This is a genomic window from Pseudomonas sp. GL-R-19, from assembly GCF_019956375.1.
In the GTDB taxonomy this organism is placed as follows: domain Bacteria; phylum Pseudomonadota; class Gammaproteobacteria; order Pseudomonadales; family Pseudomonadaceae; genus Aquipseudomonas.
This window is the reverse complement of record NZ_JAHBDJ010000044.1, coordinates 136,329-151,767: the sequence shown is the minus strand read 5'-3', so window position 1 is coordinate 151,767 and position 15,439 is coordinate 136,329. Positions and strand designations below refer to the sequence as shown.

Annotated in this window: 16 protein-coding genes; 14 read left to right on the top strand and 2 right to left on the bottom strand. The window is 62.1% G+C overall.

Annotated features, from left to right (window positions below; translation table 11 throughout):
• Positions 1-135 precede the first annotated feature (135 nt).
• Genes KGA83_RS21520 through KGA83_RS21455 form a run of 14 tightly spaced genes read left to right on the top strand, consistent with a single transcriptional unit; the run spans position 136 to position 14,020 of the window.
• Complete coding sequence (locus tag KGA83_RS21520; protein WP_223530838.1) at positions 136-870, top strand: glycosyltransferase family 2 protein; 735 nt, start codon at positions 136-138, stop codon at positions 868-870.
• Positions 867-1,808 carry a glycosyl transferase gene (locus KGA83_RS21515; RefSeq protein WP_223530837.1) on the top strand — a complete coding sequence of 314 codons (942 nt, stop codon included), beginning with the start codon at positions 867-869 and terminating at the stop codon, positions 1,806-1,808. Before KGA83_RS21520 ends, KGA83_RS21515 begins: the two co-directional genes overlap by 4 nt.
• Positions 1,789-3,333: a histidine ammonia-lyase gene (hutH, locus tag KGA83_RS21510; protein WP_108216266.1), complete on the top strand. Its 1,545-nt coding sequence runs from the start codon at positions 1,789-1,791 to the stop codon at positions 3,331-3,333. The genes KGA83_RS21515 and hutH overlap by 20 nt, the downstream gene beginning before the upstream one ends.
• Positions 3,326-3,751 (top strand): acyl-CoA thioesterase, encoded by a 426-nt coding sequence (locus KGA83_RS21505; protein WP_223530835.1) that lies wholly within the window; start codon positions 3,326-3,328, stop codon positions 3,749-3,751. Before hutH ends, KGA83_RS21505 begins: the two co-directional genes overlap by 8 nt.
• The gene (locus KGA83_RS21500; protein ID WP_223530833.1) at positions 3,748-4,452 is read left to right on the top strand and encodes an outer membrane lipoprotein carrier protein LolA; all 705 of its coding nucleotides are present in this window, start codon (positions 3,748-3,750) and stop codon (positions 4,450-4,452) included. The genes KGA83_RS21505 and KGA83_RS21500 overlap by 4 nt, the downstream gene beginning before the upstream one ends.
• A complete protein-coding gene (locus KGA83_RS21495; RefSeq protein WP_223530831.1) occupies positions 4,436-6,775 on the top strand; it encodes an MMPL family transporter in 2,340 nt (779 codons plus the stop codon). Before KGA83_RS21500 ends, KGA83_RS21495 begins: the two co-directional genes overlap by 17 nt.
• Positions 6,775-7,932 (top strand): sodium:proton antiporter, encoded by a 1,158-nt coding sequence (locus KGA83_RS21490; protein ID WP_223530925.1) that lies wholly within the window; start codon positions 6,775-6,777, stop codon positions 7,930-7,932. Before KGA83_RS21495 ends, KGA83_RS21490 begins: the two co-directional genes overlap by 1 nt.
• Positions 7,919-9,166 (top strand): NAD(P)/FAD-dependent oxidoreductase, encoded by a 1,248-nt coding sequence (locus KGA83_RS21485; protein ID WP_108216261.1) that lies wholly within the window; start codon positions 7,919-7,921, stop codon positions 9,164-9,166. Before KGA83_RS21490 ends, KGA83_RS21485 begins: the two co-directional genes overlap by 14 nt.
• Complete coding sequence (locus tag KGA83_RS21480) at positions 9,163-9,888, top strand: class I SAM-dependent methyltransferase (protein ID WP_223530829.1); 726 nt, start codon at positions 9,163-9,165, stop codon at positions 9,886-9,888. The genes KGA83_RS21485 and KGA83_RS21480 overlap by 4 nt, the downstream gene beginning before the upstream one ends.
• On the top strand, positions 9,888-10,418 hold the full coding sequence (locus KGA83_RS21475) for a hypothetical protein (RefSeq protein WP_223530827.1): 531 nt from the start codon (positions 9,888-9,890) through the stop codon (positions 10,416-10,418). The genes KGA83_RS21480 and KGA83_RS21475 overlap by 1 nt, the downstream gene beginning before the upstream one ends.
• Positions 10,415-11,611, top strand: coding sequence for a beta-ketoacyl-[acyl-carrier-protein] synthase family protein (locus KGA83_RS21470; protein ID WP_223530826.1), 1,197 nt, complete (start codon positions 10,415-10,417; stop codon positions 11,609-11,611). The genes KGA83_RS21475 and KGA83_RS21470 overlap by 4 nt, the downstream gene beginning before the upstream one ends.
• Positions 11,608-12,069 carry a hotdog family protein gene (locus tag KGA83_RS21465; RefSeq protein ID WP_223530824.1) on the top strand — a complete coding sequence of 154 codons (462 nt, stop codon included), beginning with the start codon at positions 11,608-11,610 and terminating at the stop codon, positions 12,067-12,069. Before KGA83_RS21470 ends, KGA83_RS21465 begins: the two co-directional genes overlap by 4 nt.
• On the top strand, positions 12,066-12,794 hold the full coding sequence (gene fabG / locus KGA83_RS21460; protein WP_108216256.1) for a 3-oxoacyl-ACP reductase FabG: 729 nt from the start codon (positions 12,066-12,068) through the stop codon (positions 12,792-12,794). The genes KGA83_RS21465 and fabG overlap by 4 nt, the downstream gene beginning before the upstream one ends.
• The gene (locus KGA83_RS21455; RefSeq protein WP_223530822.1) at positions 12,794-14,020 is read left to right on the top strand and encodes a beta-ketoacyl-ACP synthase; all 1,227 of its coding nucleotides are present in this window, start codon (positions 12,794-12,796) and stop codon (positions 14,018-14,020) included. The genes fabG and KGA83_RS21455 overlap by 1 nt, the downstream gene beginning before the upstream one ends.
• Before the next feature lie 208 nt (positions 14,021-14,228).
• Here the strand turns inward: KGA83_RS21455 and KGA83_RS21450 are convergent, their stop codons facing one another.
• A complete protein-coding gene (locus KGA83_RS21450) occupies positions 14,229-14,612 on the bottom strand; it encodes a type II toxin-antitoxin system PemK/MazF family toxin (protein WP_223530821.1) in 384 nt (127 codons plus the stop codon).
• Positions 14,613-14,709: 97 nt separating this feature from the next.
• The gene (locus KGA83_RS21445; protein ID WP_108216253.1) at positions 14,710-14,973 is read right to left on the bottom strand and encodes a DUF6124 family protein; all 264 of its coding nucleotides are present in this window, start codon (positions 14,971-14,973) and stop codon (positions 14,710-14,712) included.
• Positions 14,974-15,439: the final 466 nt, after the last annotated feature.

The window sequence follows — 15,439 nt, the reverse complement described above, 5'->3', positions numbered from 1 at the left end:
GCTGCGCACTCAATCGCGAGCAGGTCGAATCGTCGCACCGTCGCTCCCACACTGGATTTGTGAACGCCGCGAACCCCATGTGGGAGCGAGCCTGCTCGCGATGCAGACACCTCGGTCCCACAGAGGTGAACCAACATGCATAGCCCCTGCGCCATCGTCCCGGTGTACAACCACGAAGACGCAATCACCACGGTGGTCGATGCCCTGATCGCCAGCCAACTGCCGTGCATTCTGGTGGACGATGCCAGCAGTCCGCGCTGCGCCCGGGTGCTGGACCGCCTGGCCCAGCGTGACATGGTTTACCTGATTCGCCTCGCCGAAAACCAGGGTAAGGGTGGCGCGGTCATGACCGGCTTGCGCGAAGCTTCGCGCCTGGGTTTCAGCCATGCCTTGCAGGTGGATGCCGATGGCCAGCACGATTTGCAGGACGTCCAACGCTTCATTGAACAATCCCGCCGTCACCCACAGGCGGTGATTTGCGGCTATCCGCAATATGACGCCAGCGTGCCGAAAGGCCGTTTGTATGCGCGCTACCTGACTCACGTCATGGTCTGGATCAACACCTTGTCGTTGCAGATTCGCGACTCCATGTGCGGTTTCCGGGTTTACCCGTTGCCACCGGTCCTGGCGTTGATCGAGTCAGCGAAAATCGGCAAGCGCATGGACTTCGACTCGGACATTCTGGTGCGCCTGGCCTGGCGCAATCAGCCGATGCAATGGCTGCAAACCAAAGTCCATTACCCGCTGGACGGCGTTTCGCATTTTCGGATGTTCCACGACAACGTGCTGATTTCCAGCATGCACACACGGCTGTTCTTCGGCATGTTGCTGCGCTCGCCCATGATCCTCTGGCAACGGTGGCGGGCATGAGCGCAGACAAACAACACTGGGCCGACCGCGAGGAGCGCGGCAGTTTCTGGCTGATGAAGCTCACCGCGTTCGGCGCCAAAGTGCTGGGGCGTCGAGTACTGAGCCCAGTGTTGTACGGCATCGTCCTGTACTTTTTCCTGTTCGGTCGCAGCGCCCGACACAGTGCCTGGCAATACCAGCAACGCCTGACTGACTGGAGCGGTCGCAGCGAGCTGCGCCCGAGCCACTGGCGGGTGTTTGGCCAATTCATGGCCTTCGCCGACTCCATGCTCGACAAACTCGACGTTTGGAACGGCAAGCTGAGCATCGAACAAATCGAGATCATCGACCCGGCGCTGCTGCGTGACCAGTTGCGCGGTGCCCGCGGGCAGATGCTGGTGGGCGCGCACCTGGGCAATCTGGAAGTCTGCCGCGCACTGGCGGAAATCGGCGAGAAGGTCACGATGAACGTGCTGGTGCACACCAAGCACGCCGAACAGTTCAACCGTTTGCTGGGCGAAGCCGGGGCGACCAATTTGCGCCTGATCCAGGTCAGCGAACTGGACCCCGGGATCATGCTGCAACTGAGCGAGCGCCTGGAGCGTGGCGAGTGGCTGGCGATTGCCGGCGACCGTGTGCCGTTGCATGGTGGGCGCAGCGTGACCGTGGACTTCCTCGGTCATCAGGCCAGGTTCCCCCAAGGCCCGTGGCTGCTGGCCGGTCTGCTGAAATGCCCGATCAACCTGCTGCTGTGCCTGAAAAAGCCCGACGGCGATTATCGACTGACCATTGAGCCCTTCGCTGACGCAATCACCTGGAAGCGCAGCGACCGCGAGCAGGTCATTCATCAGTGGGCCTCCCGCTACGCCGAACGCCTGGGTCACTATTGCCTCGAAGCCCCCCAACAATGGTTCAACTTTTATCCTTTCTGGAAGACCGATGACGACGCCAACGCTTGAGCCGGTAACCTTCGGCGAACGCCCTTTGCGCATTGAAGACGTGCTGGCCCTGGCCAACCGCAAGGTGCCAACGCAGTTGCAAAGTGATCCCGCCTACCGCGAGCGCATCGCCAAGGGCGCGCGTTTTCTCGACTCTCTGCTGGACAAGGAAGGCGTGATCTACGGCGTGACCACCGGTTATGGCGACTCCTGCGTGGTCGCGGTGCCGCTGCATCACGTCGAGGCGCTGCCCCGTCATCTGTTCACTTTCCACGGCTGCGGGCTGGGCAAACTGCTCGACGCCCAGGCCACCCGCGCGGTACTGGCGGCGCGTTTGCAGTCGTTGTGCCACGGTGTTTCCGGGGTGCGCGTGGAGCTGCTGGAGCGCCTGCAGGCGTTCCTTGAGCACGACATCCTGCCGCTGATTCCGGAAGAAGGTTCGGTGGGCGCCAGTGGTGACCTGACGCCGCTTTCGTACGTTGCCGCCACACTGTCCGGCGAACGCGAGGTGATGTTCCGCGGCGAGCGCCGGGAGGCTGCCGATGTGCACCGCGAACTCGGCTGGCAGCCACTGGTGTTGCGCCCGAAAGAAGCCCTGGCATTGATGAACGGCACTGCGGTGATGACTGGTCTGGCCTGCCTGGCTTACGCCCGGGCCGATTACCTGCTGCATCTGGCCACACGCATCACCGCGCTGAACGTGGTCGCCCTGCAAGGCAACCCGGAGCACTTCGACGAGCGCCTGTTCGCCGCCAAGCCACACCCGGGGCAGATGCAAGTCGCTGCGTGGTTGCGCAAGGATCTGGCCATTGATGCGCCGACCGCACCGCTGCATCGCCTGCAAGACCGCTATTCCCTGCGCTGTTCGCCTCATGTGCTGGGCGTGCTGGCCGACAGCCTGAACTGGCTGCGCTCGTTCATCGAGATCGAGCTCAATAGCGCCAACGACAACCCGATCATCGACGCCGAGGCCGAGCGCGTGCTGCACGGCGGGCACTTCTACGGCGGCCACATCGCGTTCGCCATGGACAGCCTGAAAAACCTCGTGGCCAACGTCGCCGACCTGCTGGATCGGCAGCTTGCGCTGCTGGTGGACGAGCGCTACAACCATGGTTTGCCGAGCAACCTGTCCGGCGCCACGGCTGACCGCGCCATGCTCAACCACGGTTTCAAGGCGGTGCAGATCGGCACCAGTGCCTGGACCGCCGAAGCGCTGAAGAACACCATGCCGGCGAGCGTCTTCTCGCGCTCCACCGAGTGCCACAACCAGGACAAGGTGAGCATGGGCACCATCGCCGCCCGCGATGCCATCCGCGTGCTGGAGCTCACCGAACAGGTGGCCGCCGCCACCTTGCTGGCGGCCAATCAGGGCGTCTGGCTGCGCGGTCAGGCCGAAGATGCACGCCCCCTGCCACCCGCTTTGGCCGTCATGCATGAAGCCTTGGCCAAGGATTTCCCGCCGGTCATCGAAGACCGCGCGCTGGAAGGCGAACTGCGCCTGTGCCTGCAACGCATTGCCGAACAACACTGGAGGCTGCATGCGTAGCAAGGGATTTCTCTACACCGACACGGAAATCGTCGTACCGTTCTTTGACGTCGACAGCATGCACGTGGTCTGGCACGGCCATTACGTCAAATACCTGGAAGTCGCCCGCTGTGCGCTGCTGGACAGGATCGGCCACAACTACACGGCGATGAACGAATCAGGCTATGCGTGGCCGGTGATCGACCTGCAATTGCGCTACGTGCGCGGTGCGGTGTTCGGCCAGACACTCAACGTGCGCGCCAACCTGGTGGAGTGGGAGAACCGCTTGAAGATCAACTACCTGATCAGCGACCTGCAAACCGGCGAACGCTTGACCCGGGCCCTGTCGATACAGGTCGCCGTCGACCTCGCCAGCCGCGAGATGCAACTGGCCTCGCCGAAGGTGCTCACCGACGCCGTAGAGATAGCCCTGCGATGACTTTCTGCCCCTCCCGCTCCCCTGTAGGAGCGAGCTTGCTCGCGATGCTCGTTAACGATGACACTGGGCACCTGACACCCCGCGGCGCTCTCAGGTTTTTCGCGAGCAAGCTCGCTCCTACAGTGTTCTGCGTGCTACTGGGTATTCCTGGACTGGCCCATGCCTTCGACCTGCAACAACTCAGCGGTCAACTGGCCAGGCCCGAGGTGATCCACGGCAGTTTCACCCAGGAAAAACACCTGCGCGCCCTGCCCCAGCCGCTGGTCAGCAAGGGCACGTTCGTCCTGGCAAAAAACCACGGCTTGTTGTGGTTGTTGAAAACGCCACTGCAACAGGACTATCGCATCACCGCCAAAGGCATTGCCCGGCGTGACGGCATTGTCTGGCAAATGCTGCCGGGCAAAAGCGCCGGTGCCGAGCAGAACCGATTATTCCTGGCCGTGCTGCAAGGTGACAGCAGCGGCCTGCAACGGGATTTCGAATTGTCCCTGAGCGGCGATGCGCAGAACTGGAAGCTCACGCTGCTGCCACGTTCAATGCTGCTCAAGCAGGTGTTCAATCAGATCAACATAACCGGCGCAGAACTGGTGCACAGCATCGAACTGCTCGAAACCCAGGGCGACAGCACGTTGTTGCGCATGCAGGACAGCACCGGCACCCAACCCTTGAGCGATGCGGAGCAACATGACTTTGCCGAGTGAACGGTGGTTGCCACGGCTGTTTGTGATCCTGCTGCTGGCCGTACTGGCGCTCGCCGGTTGGCAATGGCGTGACGCCGCGCCGCTGTCGGCCAACCTGATGGAACTGGTACCCGGCACGGCGCCCGATGCTCTGGAACTGCGCGCAGAACAACGCATGCAGGAACCGCTGAACCGCGAAATGCTGGTGCTGGTCGGCCACACAGATCGCCAGCAGGCCGTCGCCATGGCGCAGACCCTCGGCGAGCAATGGCAGGCCAGCGGACTGTTCGAAAAGGTCCAATGGACCCTGCAAGCCGACTTGCCGGCGCTGCGCACGCAGTTACTGCAAGGTCGCCTGGCGATGCTCCAGGCGGCGGACCGACAACTGCTGATCGAGCACCCCGGCACCTTTATCCAGCAACGGGTGCAGGCCTTGTTCGACCCGTTCAACGGTTACAGCCTGGTGCCGAGCCAGGACGACTGGCTGGGCCTGACCGGGCGCATCCAGAACAGCCAGCCGCAACGCGGTTCGGTGCAACTGGACATCGGCAGCGGTGCACTGGTCGCCGATGCCGATGGCAAGAGCTGGGTGCTGCTGCGCGCGCGCACCACCGGCAACGCCTTCGACATGAACCTGCCGCTGCAAGTGGCCGACTTGCTCGAGCACAGTCGCGAAGTAGCCGCCCGGCACGACGTGCAACTGCTCGCCGCCAGCGGCTTGTTGTACGCAGCCAACGGGCAACAGCAGGCTGCCCGGGAGATGACCTGGGTCGGCGGCGGTGCCACCGTCGGGATTTTGCTGTTGCTGTTGTTGGCCTTCCGGCGCTGGCGCGTCTTGCTGGCGTTCGTGCCGGTGGTGGTCGGCATGCTCTTCGGCGCGGTGGCCTGCGTGGCGTTGTTCGGCCATATGCACGTGATGACCCTGGTGCTGGGTTCGAGCCTGATCGGCGTTGCCATCGATTACCCGCTGCATTACCTGTCCAAGAGCTGGAGCCTGAAGCCCTGGCACAGCTGGCCTGCCCTGCGCATGACCTTGCCCGGATTGACCCTGAGCCTGATCACCAGCGGTATCGGTTATCTGGCCCTGGCCTGGACCCCCTTCCCGGCGCTGACCCAGATTGCCGCCTTCTCTGCCGCCGGTTTGCTCGGCGCCTATTTGTCCGCCGTGTGCCTGCTGCCGGCATTGCTCAAGGGCGTAGACCTGCGCCCGGCGCAGTGGCCATTGCGCATGTGCGAGCTTTTGCTGGACTGTCGTGAAGCGCTGCTCAAACAGGCGAAAACGCCGGTCCTGCTGGCGCTGCTGATTGCCTTTTGCGTGGGCGGCCTGTTACAGCTCGGCAGCAAAAACGACATCCGCCAATGGATCAGCGCGCCGCAACAATTGACCGACGAAGCCCGGACCATTGCCCGGATTACCGGCTATCAACCCACCAGCCAGTTCTTCCTGATACGCGCCGCCAACCAGCAGCAACTGCTCGAACGCCAGACCGCCCTGAGAGAGCGACTGGATCAATTGATTGGCCTGGAAAAGCTCCAGGGTTATCTGTCGCTCAATCAACTGGTCAGCCCGCCGAACGAACAGCAACAGGTGCGCGCAGCATTGAGCAAACTGCCGTCGTTCTGGCAACCGTTGCTCGACATCGGCATACCGGCCGAGGCGCTGCAAGCGGAGCTGACGAAGCTACAGGCGTTGCCGATCATGGACATCGACGCAGCGCTCAGCGGCCCGTTGGCAGAACCCTACCGGCCCCTGTGGCTGGGGCCGACCGATGACGGCGTGGCGGCGATAGTCAGCCTGCAAGGCATCAACAACCCGGCCCTGCTGCGGCTCCAGGGTGAGGACCTACCCGGCGTGACACTGGTGGATCGACTGGGTGAATTGAACAACGTCTTCGCGGCCACCCAAATCAGTGCCGCAGAACTGAAACTCGCCTCCTGCGTGCTGATCGTGCTGGTGCTGATCCTGCCCTTCGGCCTAGGTGGTGCGTTGCGTATCGTGTCCCTGCCACTGCTTGCAGCGTTGTGCAGCCTGGCCAGCCTCGGCTGGCTTGGGCAGCCGTTGACCCTGTTCAGTCTGTTCGGCCTGCTGCTGGTAACGGCGATCAGTGTCGATTACGCGATCCTGATGCGCGAACAGGTCGGCGGCGCGGCCGTGAGCCTGCTGGGCACCCTGCTGGCGGCATTGACCACCTGGCTGTCGTTCGGTTTGCTGGCGGTGTCGAGCACCCCGGCGGTAAGCAACTTCGGGCTGTCGGTGAGCCTGGGCCTGATCTTCAGCTTCCTGCTCGCGCCGTGGGCCGGTCGACAGGCGCATAGGGCTGCGGCCGTGGAGCGGGCAACGTGATGGTCGCGCTGTTCTGGGCGATGGCGCTGGCATTGTTCGCGTTGGCGACCGGTGTCGGCCGGCATTTCGGCCTGATTCCCATCGTCAGCCAGTTGTTGCTGGCGACTCTCGGCTTGCCGTTGTTGATGTATTTCTGGATCGAGCCCCAATGGCAGTTAAGCGGCGCGCTGCTGGTGTCACCGGGCTGGCTGAAGAACCTCTACAGCCTGAGCTTTGCCCTGTTGCTGGGCTACATCCTCAGCGATGTGATCGACCTGCAACTGGATCGCCAGAGCCTGAAAATCGCCCTGCCCAGCTTTTGCATTCCGTTTGCCTGCGGCCTGGCCACGGCGGTCTGGTTATTGCCACCGCAGCCGTGGATCAGCTCGCTGGCCGTCGGCCTGTTGTTCGCCATCACCGCGATTCCGGTGTTGTACCTGTACCTGCGGCACATCGATTACCCACCCGCCGCCACCCGGCGACTGGTGCAAACCGCAATCCTCATCGACCTCGCCTGCTGGACCCTGTTCGGCATCGCCCAGGGTAGCCTGCACCTGAGCAGCCTGTTGCTGCCCCTGGCTGGCGCCTGCCTGCCGGTGCTGCTGCGGTTGCTCGGTTTGCGCCAGGCATGGCTTTACAGCCTGAGCTTTTTCGCCCTGCTGGTCGTCGCCGAGCACTACAAGCTCAATGCGCTGATTTTCGGCATCGGCTATGTGCTGATCATGGCCGCGCTGAAAGCACCGCTGGTGCTGCCGTTGCCGGCCGTGTGGATGAGCCGCTTGCAGACGTACATCGCCATCCCGCTGATCCTCACGTTCGGCATTGTGCAGATCAACGTGCACAGCGCGATCGACAGCCTCGGCTGGACGCAGTTGGCGGCCCTGCTGCTGTTGCCGATGCTGAGCAAGCTGCTGGGTAACTGGCTCGGCCTCGGCTGGGCCGGGGCATCGTTCCAGGGCGCCAGCCGCTGGCGGGAAAGTGTGCTGCTGAACATCCGCGGCTTGAGCGAGATCGTTTTTCTCAACCTGCTGCTGCAACAGCAACTCATCAGCCCGCCGCTGTACTTTGCCCTGATGCTGATGGGCCTGATCGCTACACTGCTGCCAGCCCTGACTGGCATGCACCGAACCCCCCTGAAAACCGCTGTCCCGGCAAGGAGCCCTCATGCCAACCGTTGAAATGGAATGCCGCCAGGTCGTGATCATCGGCGCCGGCCCTTCCGGTGCAATCGCCGCCGCGTTGCTCAAGCGCAAGGGACACGATGTGCTGGTGATCGAGCGTCAGAATTTTCCGCGGTTTTCCATCGGTGAGAGCCTGCTGGCCCATTGCCTGGACTTCGTCGAGGAAGCGGGCATGCTCGACGCCGTCAACGCGGCCGGATTTCAGGTGAAAACCGGTGCCGCGTTTGCCTGGGGCGAGCGCTACAGCGCGTTCGACTTCGGCGAGACGTTCAGCCACGGCAAATCGACGACCTTTCAGGTCCTGCGCGCCGATTTCGATAAGCTGCTGGCCGATCAGGCCGCGCTGCAAGGCGTGGAGATTCGCTATGGCGAAACCATCGTCAGCGTCGACATTGAGCCCGGAAAACCGCAGCTCGGCGTGCGCCGCGAGGACGGTAGCGAGTACCGCATCGAAGCCGGTTTCCTGCTCGATGCCAGTGGCTACGGCCGCGTGCTGCCGCGCTTGCTCGACCTTGAGGCACCGTCGAATTTTCCGGTGCGTCAGGCCGTGTTCACTCACGTCGAAGACCATATCGACCTTGCGTCTTTCGATCGCAGCAAGATCCTCGTGACCACTCATCCGACCCTGCGCGACGTGTGGTTCTGGACCATCCCGTTCAGCAACGGGCGCTGCTCGGTCGGCGTGGTCGCCGCCGAGGAACGTTTCGCCGGCCGCAGCGACAATCTGGACGAGTGTCTGCGCAGCTTTATCGCCGAGACGCCAAGCCTGGCCAGCGTGTTGCAAAATGCGCAGTGGGACACCGAGGCGCGGACCATCGGCGGTTACTCGGCCAACGTCAAAACCCTGCACGGCCCGGGCTTCGCGCTACTGGGCAATGCCGCGGAATTCCTCGACCCGGTGTTTTCCTCCGGCGTGACCATCGCCATGCGTTCGGCGAGCATGGCCGCCGGGGTGTTGCACCGTCAGCTGCTAGGCGAAGTCGTCGACTGGCAAACCGAGTTCGCCGAACCGCTCAAGCGCGGCGTCGACACGTTCCGTTGCTACGTCGAAGGCTGGTACGCCGGGACCTTCCAGGACGTGATTTTCCACGAGGGCAGCTCGCCGGAAATCCGCAGGATGATCAGCTCCATTCTTGCCGGGTACGCCTGGGACCGACGCAACCCGTTCGTCAGCGAAGCCAGGCGCCGGTTGAAGGTGATATCGGAGTTCTGTGCAAGGGATGCGTCATGAACTACTTGAGCGACAAATACGTCGAAGAAACCCGTTTCGGGTTGTGGTTCCTGCGCAGCCAGATCTGGCAACACTATGTGCTGCGCGAGGCGATCAACGATTTGCGCGGCTTGTTCAGCGACACCCCGCCTGCCGATCCGGTATTGCTGGATGCCGGTTGTGGCCAGGGTAAGTCATTCCCGCTGCTGCGCCAGGCCTTCGCGCCCGCTCGTCTGATTGGCGTCGATGCTGATCCCCAGAGCCTGAACCAGAGCCGCGAAGAAGCGGTCCGCCAGGGCATGGCAGTGGAGTTGATCGGCAGTGACTGCGCCAGCCTCAAACTGCCGGACGCCAGTATCGACCTGCTGTTCTGTCACCAGACCTTCCATCATCTGGTGGAGCAGGAACAGGCACTGGCCGAGTTCTATCGCGTGCTCAAACCCGGCGGTTATCTGCTGTTCGCAGAATCCACCGAGGCTTACATTGATACCTGGGTGATCCGCTGGTTGTTCCGCCACCCGATGCACGTGCAGAAAAGCGCGGCGCAGTACCTGCAAATGATTCGCCAGCAGGGCTTCGAATTTACCGAGAAAAACGTGTCTTATCCGTACCTGTGGTGGAGTCGCGCCAAGGATTTCGGCCTGCTCGAACTATTGGGTGTGTGCAAGCCAAAACCTTTTGGCCAACGGGAAGAAACCCTGGTCAATGTGGTGGCGCGCAAACCTTTTGAAGGAACTGTGTGATGTTGATTGCCAGTCGCTCGAAGCACCAAACCTGTGGGATGACCGATGCTCTGCGATTTCTCCTGCTTGCCGCAACCCTGCTGCTGAGCGCCTGCGCCGGCCGGGCGCCGCTGCCCGTGCACAATCCAGATCTGCCGTTGCCGCTGCAATTGCACATCCAGCGTGGGCAGGCCGACGAACGCCAGGACTGGGTGCTGGTGATCCAGCGCGAAGAATCAGGTATTCGCTGGTCGATGATGGACTTGCTGGGCATTCCCCAGGCCCGCCAGAAACTGATCGACAAAACCTGGGAGTCCGATGGTTTTTTGCCGCCCAATCCGCAAGCCCGGGAACTGTTCGCGGCGCTGCTGTTTGCGCTGACGCCGCAAGATGAACTGGCGGCCAACTATCCCGGCGCCTGGCAGTACGGCAGACAACGGTCCCTGCCCGACCGCTGGGACATCCGCTACGCACAACCGCAGAATTTTCAATTGAAGCTTGCGTATGGTCCGGCCTATCAAGTCACGCCCCTGAGCGGTGAAACGCCATGACGGCTTACCTCAATGCCCTCGGATTGGTCTGCGCGTTAGGCCGCGATAAGCAGGAAGTTGCCCGCAACCTGTTTGCCAGCGACTGCAGCGGTATGCGCGAACAAGCCGGATGGGTGCCGCAACGCACGCTGCCGGTCGGTGCGGTCCAAGGCAAACTGGCAACCCTTCCAGCCGGGATGTCGCGCCATCACAGTCGCAACAATCAGTTGTTGCTGGAGGCCACGCTGCAAATCCGCCCGGACATCGACAGCGCAATCCAGACCTACGGCCGCGACCGCATCGGTGTCGTGCTGGGCACCAGCACCTCGGGTATCGACGAGGCGAGCCAGAGCCTGGCGCATTACCTGCGTGGAAAGCAGTTCCCTGCCGAGTACGACTATCAGCAACAGGAGCTCGGGGCGCCGGCGAACTTCCTCGCCGAATGGCTGCAATTGAGCGGGCCGGCCTATGTCATTTCCACGGCTTGCACCTCCAGCGCCCGAGCCTTGATGAGCGCCCAGCGCCTGTTGGACCTGGGCATTTGCGACGCGGTGCTGTGTGGCGGTGTCGACACCTTGTGCAAGCTGACCCTCAACGGTTTCTCGGCGCTGGAAGCGGTCTCGGAACAACGCTGCAATCCGTTTTCGGTGAACCGCAATGGCATCAACATTGGCGAAGCGGCGGTGCTGTTCCTGATGACCAGACGTGCAGGTGACGGCCAACCAATTGCCTTGCTCGGCAGCGGCGCCAGTTCCGATGCGCATCACATATCCGCCCCGGAGCCGACCGGTCGTGGCGCCCTGCAAGCGATGCGCAAAGCCTTGGGCCGCGCCAACCTGCAACCGGAGCAGATCGCGTATCTGAACCTGCACGGCACCGCCACCCAGCACAACGACGCCATGGAGAGCCAGGCCGTGGCGACGCTGTTCCCGGCCGGCGTGCCCAGTTCGTCGAGCAAACCCATGACCGGCCACACCCTCGGTGCCGCCGGGGCGCTGGAAGCGGCGTTCTGCTGGTTGAGCCTGAGCCCGGACAATCGCGAGCATGCCTTGCCACCGCACGTCTGGGACGGGCAGCCCGATCCCGAATTGCCACCGCTGCACTGGGTGACCCCGGCCACTCGCCTGACGTCCATTGCACCTCGCTACCTGATGAGCAATTCCTTTGCCTTCGGTGGCAACAATGTCAGCCTGATTATCGGAGACGCTCCATGATTGACTGGCCGCTCGCCGAACTGCTGCCCCACGCTGGCGACATGATCCTTATCGACCGGATCCTGGCGTTCGATGAAGAGCAGATTCACACGCGCCTGACCGTCAAGCCCGACGGCCTGTTCAACCTCCCCGACGGCAGCCTGCCGGCCTGGGTCGGTATCGAATTGATGGCCCAGAGCGTGGCCGCCTTCGCCGGTTGCCATGCGCGCCAGCGCGGTGATGAGGTGGAATTGGGCTTCCTGCTCGGCAGCCGCAAATTCGAATGCAACGTCGAAAGTTTTCCGGCCGGTACCGAGTTGACCATCCACGGTATTCGCTCCCTGGAAGACGATAACGGCATGGGAGTGTTCGAATGCCACATCAACGCCCCCGGCATTCACGTTACCGCCCGTCTGAACGTGTACCGCCCACCCCAGGCCGCTCAATATCTTCATGAACCCGAAGGAGTCCAGTCATGACTGAATCCGTACTGGTCACCGGTTCCAGCCGTGGCATCGGCCGTGCCATCGCCTTGCGTCTGGCCCAGGCCGGGCACGACATCGTGTTGCATTGCCGCAGCGGCCTGGCCGACGCTGAAGCCGTCAAGGGTGAAGTCGAGGCCTTGGGCCGTCGTGCGCGCATCCTGCAGTTCGATGTGGCCGACCGCGCCCGTTGCAAGGAAATTCTCGAAGCCGACGTGGAAACCCACGGCGCCTATTATGGCGTGGTGCTCAATGCCGGCCTGACCCGTGACGGTGCCTTTCCGGCCCTGAGCGAGGAGGATTGGGATGTGGTGATGCGCACCAATCTCGACGGTTTCTACAACGTGCTGCACCCGGTGATGATGCCGATGATTCGTCGTCGCGCCGCCGGGCGGATTGTCTGCATCACCTCGGTATCCGGCCTGATCGGCAACCGTGGCCAGGTCAACTACAGCGCCTCCAAGGCCGGGTTGATCGGCGCGGCCAAGGCATTGGCGATCGAACTGGGCAAGCGCAAAATCACCGTCAACTGTGTCGCCCCCGGCCTGATCGACACAGCCATGCTCGACGAAAACGTGCCGGTGGAAGAACTGATGAAAATGATCCCCGCACAACGCATGGGCACCCCTGAAGAGGTGGCCGGCGCAGTGAACTTCCTGATGTCGGCGGAAGCCTCGTACATTACCCGGCAGGTTCTGGCCGTCAACGGAGGCCTGTGCTGATGAAGCGCGTCGTCGTCACCGGCATGGCCGGCATTACCTCATTGGGCAGCGACTGGGGCACCATCTCCGGTAACTTCGCGGCCAACCGCAGCGGCATCCGCCGGATGGACGAGTGGGATCGTTTTACCGAACTCAACACGCGCCTGGCTGGCCCCATCGATGACTTCAAAGTGCCGAGCCACTGGACCCGCAAGCAACTGCGCAGCATGGGCCGGGTATCACGGCTGGCCGTCGGCGCGTCGGAACTGGCACTGGCCGACGCCGGATTATTGGGTGACGAATCGATCAAGGACGGGCGCATGGGCGTCGCCTGCGGCTCCTCGACCGGCAGCACCGACGAGATCAAGGCGTTCGGCAACATGCTGCTCAACTCGGTGGCCGAAGGCCTGAACGCCAATTCCTACGTGCGCATGATGCCGCACACCACCGCGGCGAACATCAGCATCTTCTTCGGCCTCACTGGCCGCCTGATCCCGACATCCAGCGCCTGCACCAGCGGCAGCCAGGGCATCGGCTATGCCTACGAGGCCATCAAGTTCGGGCGCCTGCCGCTGATGCTCGCCGGTGGCGCCGAAGAGCTGTGCCCGACCGAAGCAATGGTCTTCGACGCGCTTTACGCCACCAGCCTGAAAAACGACACCCCACAACGCAGCCCGCGCCCTTACGACTCCGCACGCGACGGCCTGGTGATCGGCGAAGGGGGCGGCATGCTGGTGCTCGAAGAACTGGAACACGCCCTGGCCCGTGGCGCCCACATCCATGCCGAGATCGTCGGTTTCGGCAGCAACGCCGACGGCCAGCACACCACCCGCCCGGAACAGATCACCATGCGCCGGGCCATGGAACTGGCCCTGGAAGACGCCGGGCTGAAACCGTCGGACATCGGCTACGTCAATGGCCACGGCACCGCCACCGAACAGGGCGACATCGCCGAAACCCTGGCCACCAGCAGCCTGTTCGGCGAACACATGCCGATCAGCTCGCAGAAAAGCTTCCTCGGCCACACCCTCGGCGCCTGCGGTGCACTGGAGTCCTGGTTCAGCATCGAAATGATGAACCGCGACCTCTACGCCCACACCTTCAACCTCGACGAAGTCGACCCGCATTGCGGCAAGCTCGACTACCTGCGCGGCGAGTTTCGGCAGATGAACAACCAGTATGTGATGAACAATAATTTTGCGTTTGGCGGGGTGAATACTTCGCTGATTTTCAAGCGCTGGTCGTAAGGCCAAAAACGACAAAGGGCGCCTTTCGGCGCCCCTTCACAGACAGGTCGGCTTGTCATCGCCCTTCACCTGCCTGGCTCTGCGATGGCTGGTTGCCCAGGATCCTCAGAGTCTCACAAGCCCCTTTCGGGAACGCCGTCAGTATTGTCCGAAATCATTCTGCGAACAACAGCTGGCAACTGGCCTGCCTCAATCAAACTTGCTGCGATTACAGGCCCAAGGCCTTGCGCACCGCGACTTTGATCGCAAAAAACTCGTCTGTTTCAAGTTGTGAAATGACGTAAGTGCGCTTCCCTCGACGATCTCGGCTCTTGATCCGGTCGAGCCTGGAAAGACTGACGGTGGCAACCATATCGCATTTAGCCCAACACGTCGGACTTGCTCCCTGCAGATGATTCGGCAGCTCCAGATGATGTTCAAGCATATGATCTGGAGCGGTTGTACTAAGCGGCACAACCGTCACCAACAAGTTGTTGGTTCTGTGTTTGCGAATCACGACAACAGGTCTGACCTTGATCATTTCGGGAACTTCGTAACCCCTGAAATCACAAATCAGTACGCTGCCTTCCTTGGGTTGATATAGAAGTGGCATCCATGGCACTCATCTAAAGAAATCGATTCTGCTCAATATCGGGTGAATCACGAAACCGGATCCGTTACGTGAAGTGTCCCAACGCTCCCTGGGTGATTCAGGGTGGATCGAGGTTATCCAACACCCGATTCACCGCCAGCTCCCCCAACATGATCGATTGCTGAATCCCCAGCAGTGTGTGGCTCTGCGCTCCGTTCAGATTCCTCGCGAAATCGCTCGCCATGACATTGGCTGATGCCAGTGACACGCAGGCGTATTCCAACAGGGTGTGGTTGTCGATTTCGGGGGCGATGAAGAAGATATTGCTGGCTTGGTGTGGAGTGTCCGGATCGGTATCCGGTGGGTTTGGTGTATGCGTCATGATTCAGCGTCCTGACAGTGGGGGCCACACCGAATCGCTACTGATCAAAGGGGTGGCAGCTGTACGCAGGTTAGTAGACCGGACGAAGCGAAACCGGTGCGCCCGAAGACGCCCTGCGCACAGCTACCGTCAAGGGCAGGTATGGACATACCTGCCTATCAGGAGCGCAAATGCGCTTTACTTCGATACGGGCTACTAAACCCGATCACTGACAATCAGTGACCCGATCAAGCTACCGGCGGCCCTCAAAGCGCACAAGCCGGCGGATTCTGGGGTAGTTGCAGGCAACGTCGCAAGGCGCTGTAGCCTGTTCTGGATAGTTCAGAAATGTCCCACGGGCAGCGGCGAAAACTCTGACCTGTAGGAGCGAGCCTGCTCGCGATGGTCGCCAACGATGGCGCGTGCTTCCTGGGTGAACGTGGCGTTTTTTAGTCCATCGCGAGCAGGCTCGCTCCTACAGGGAATA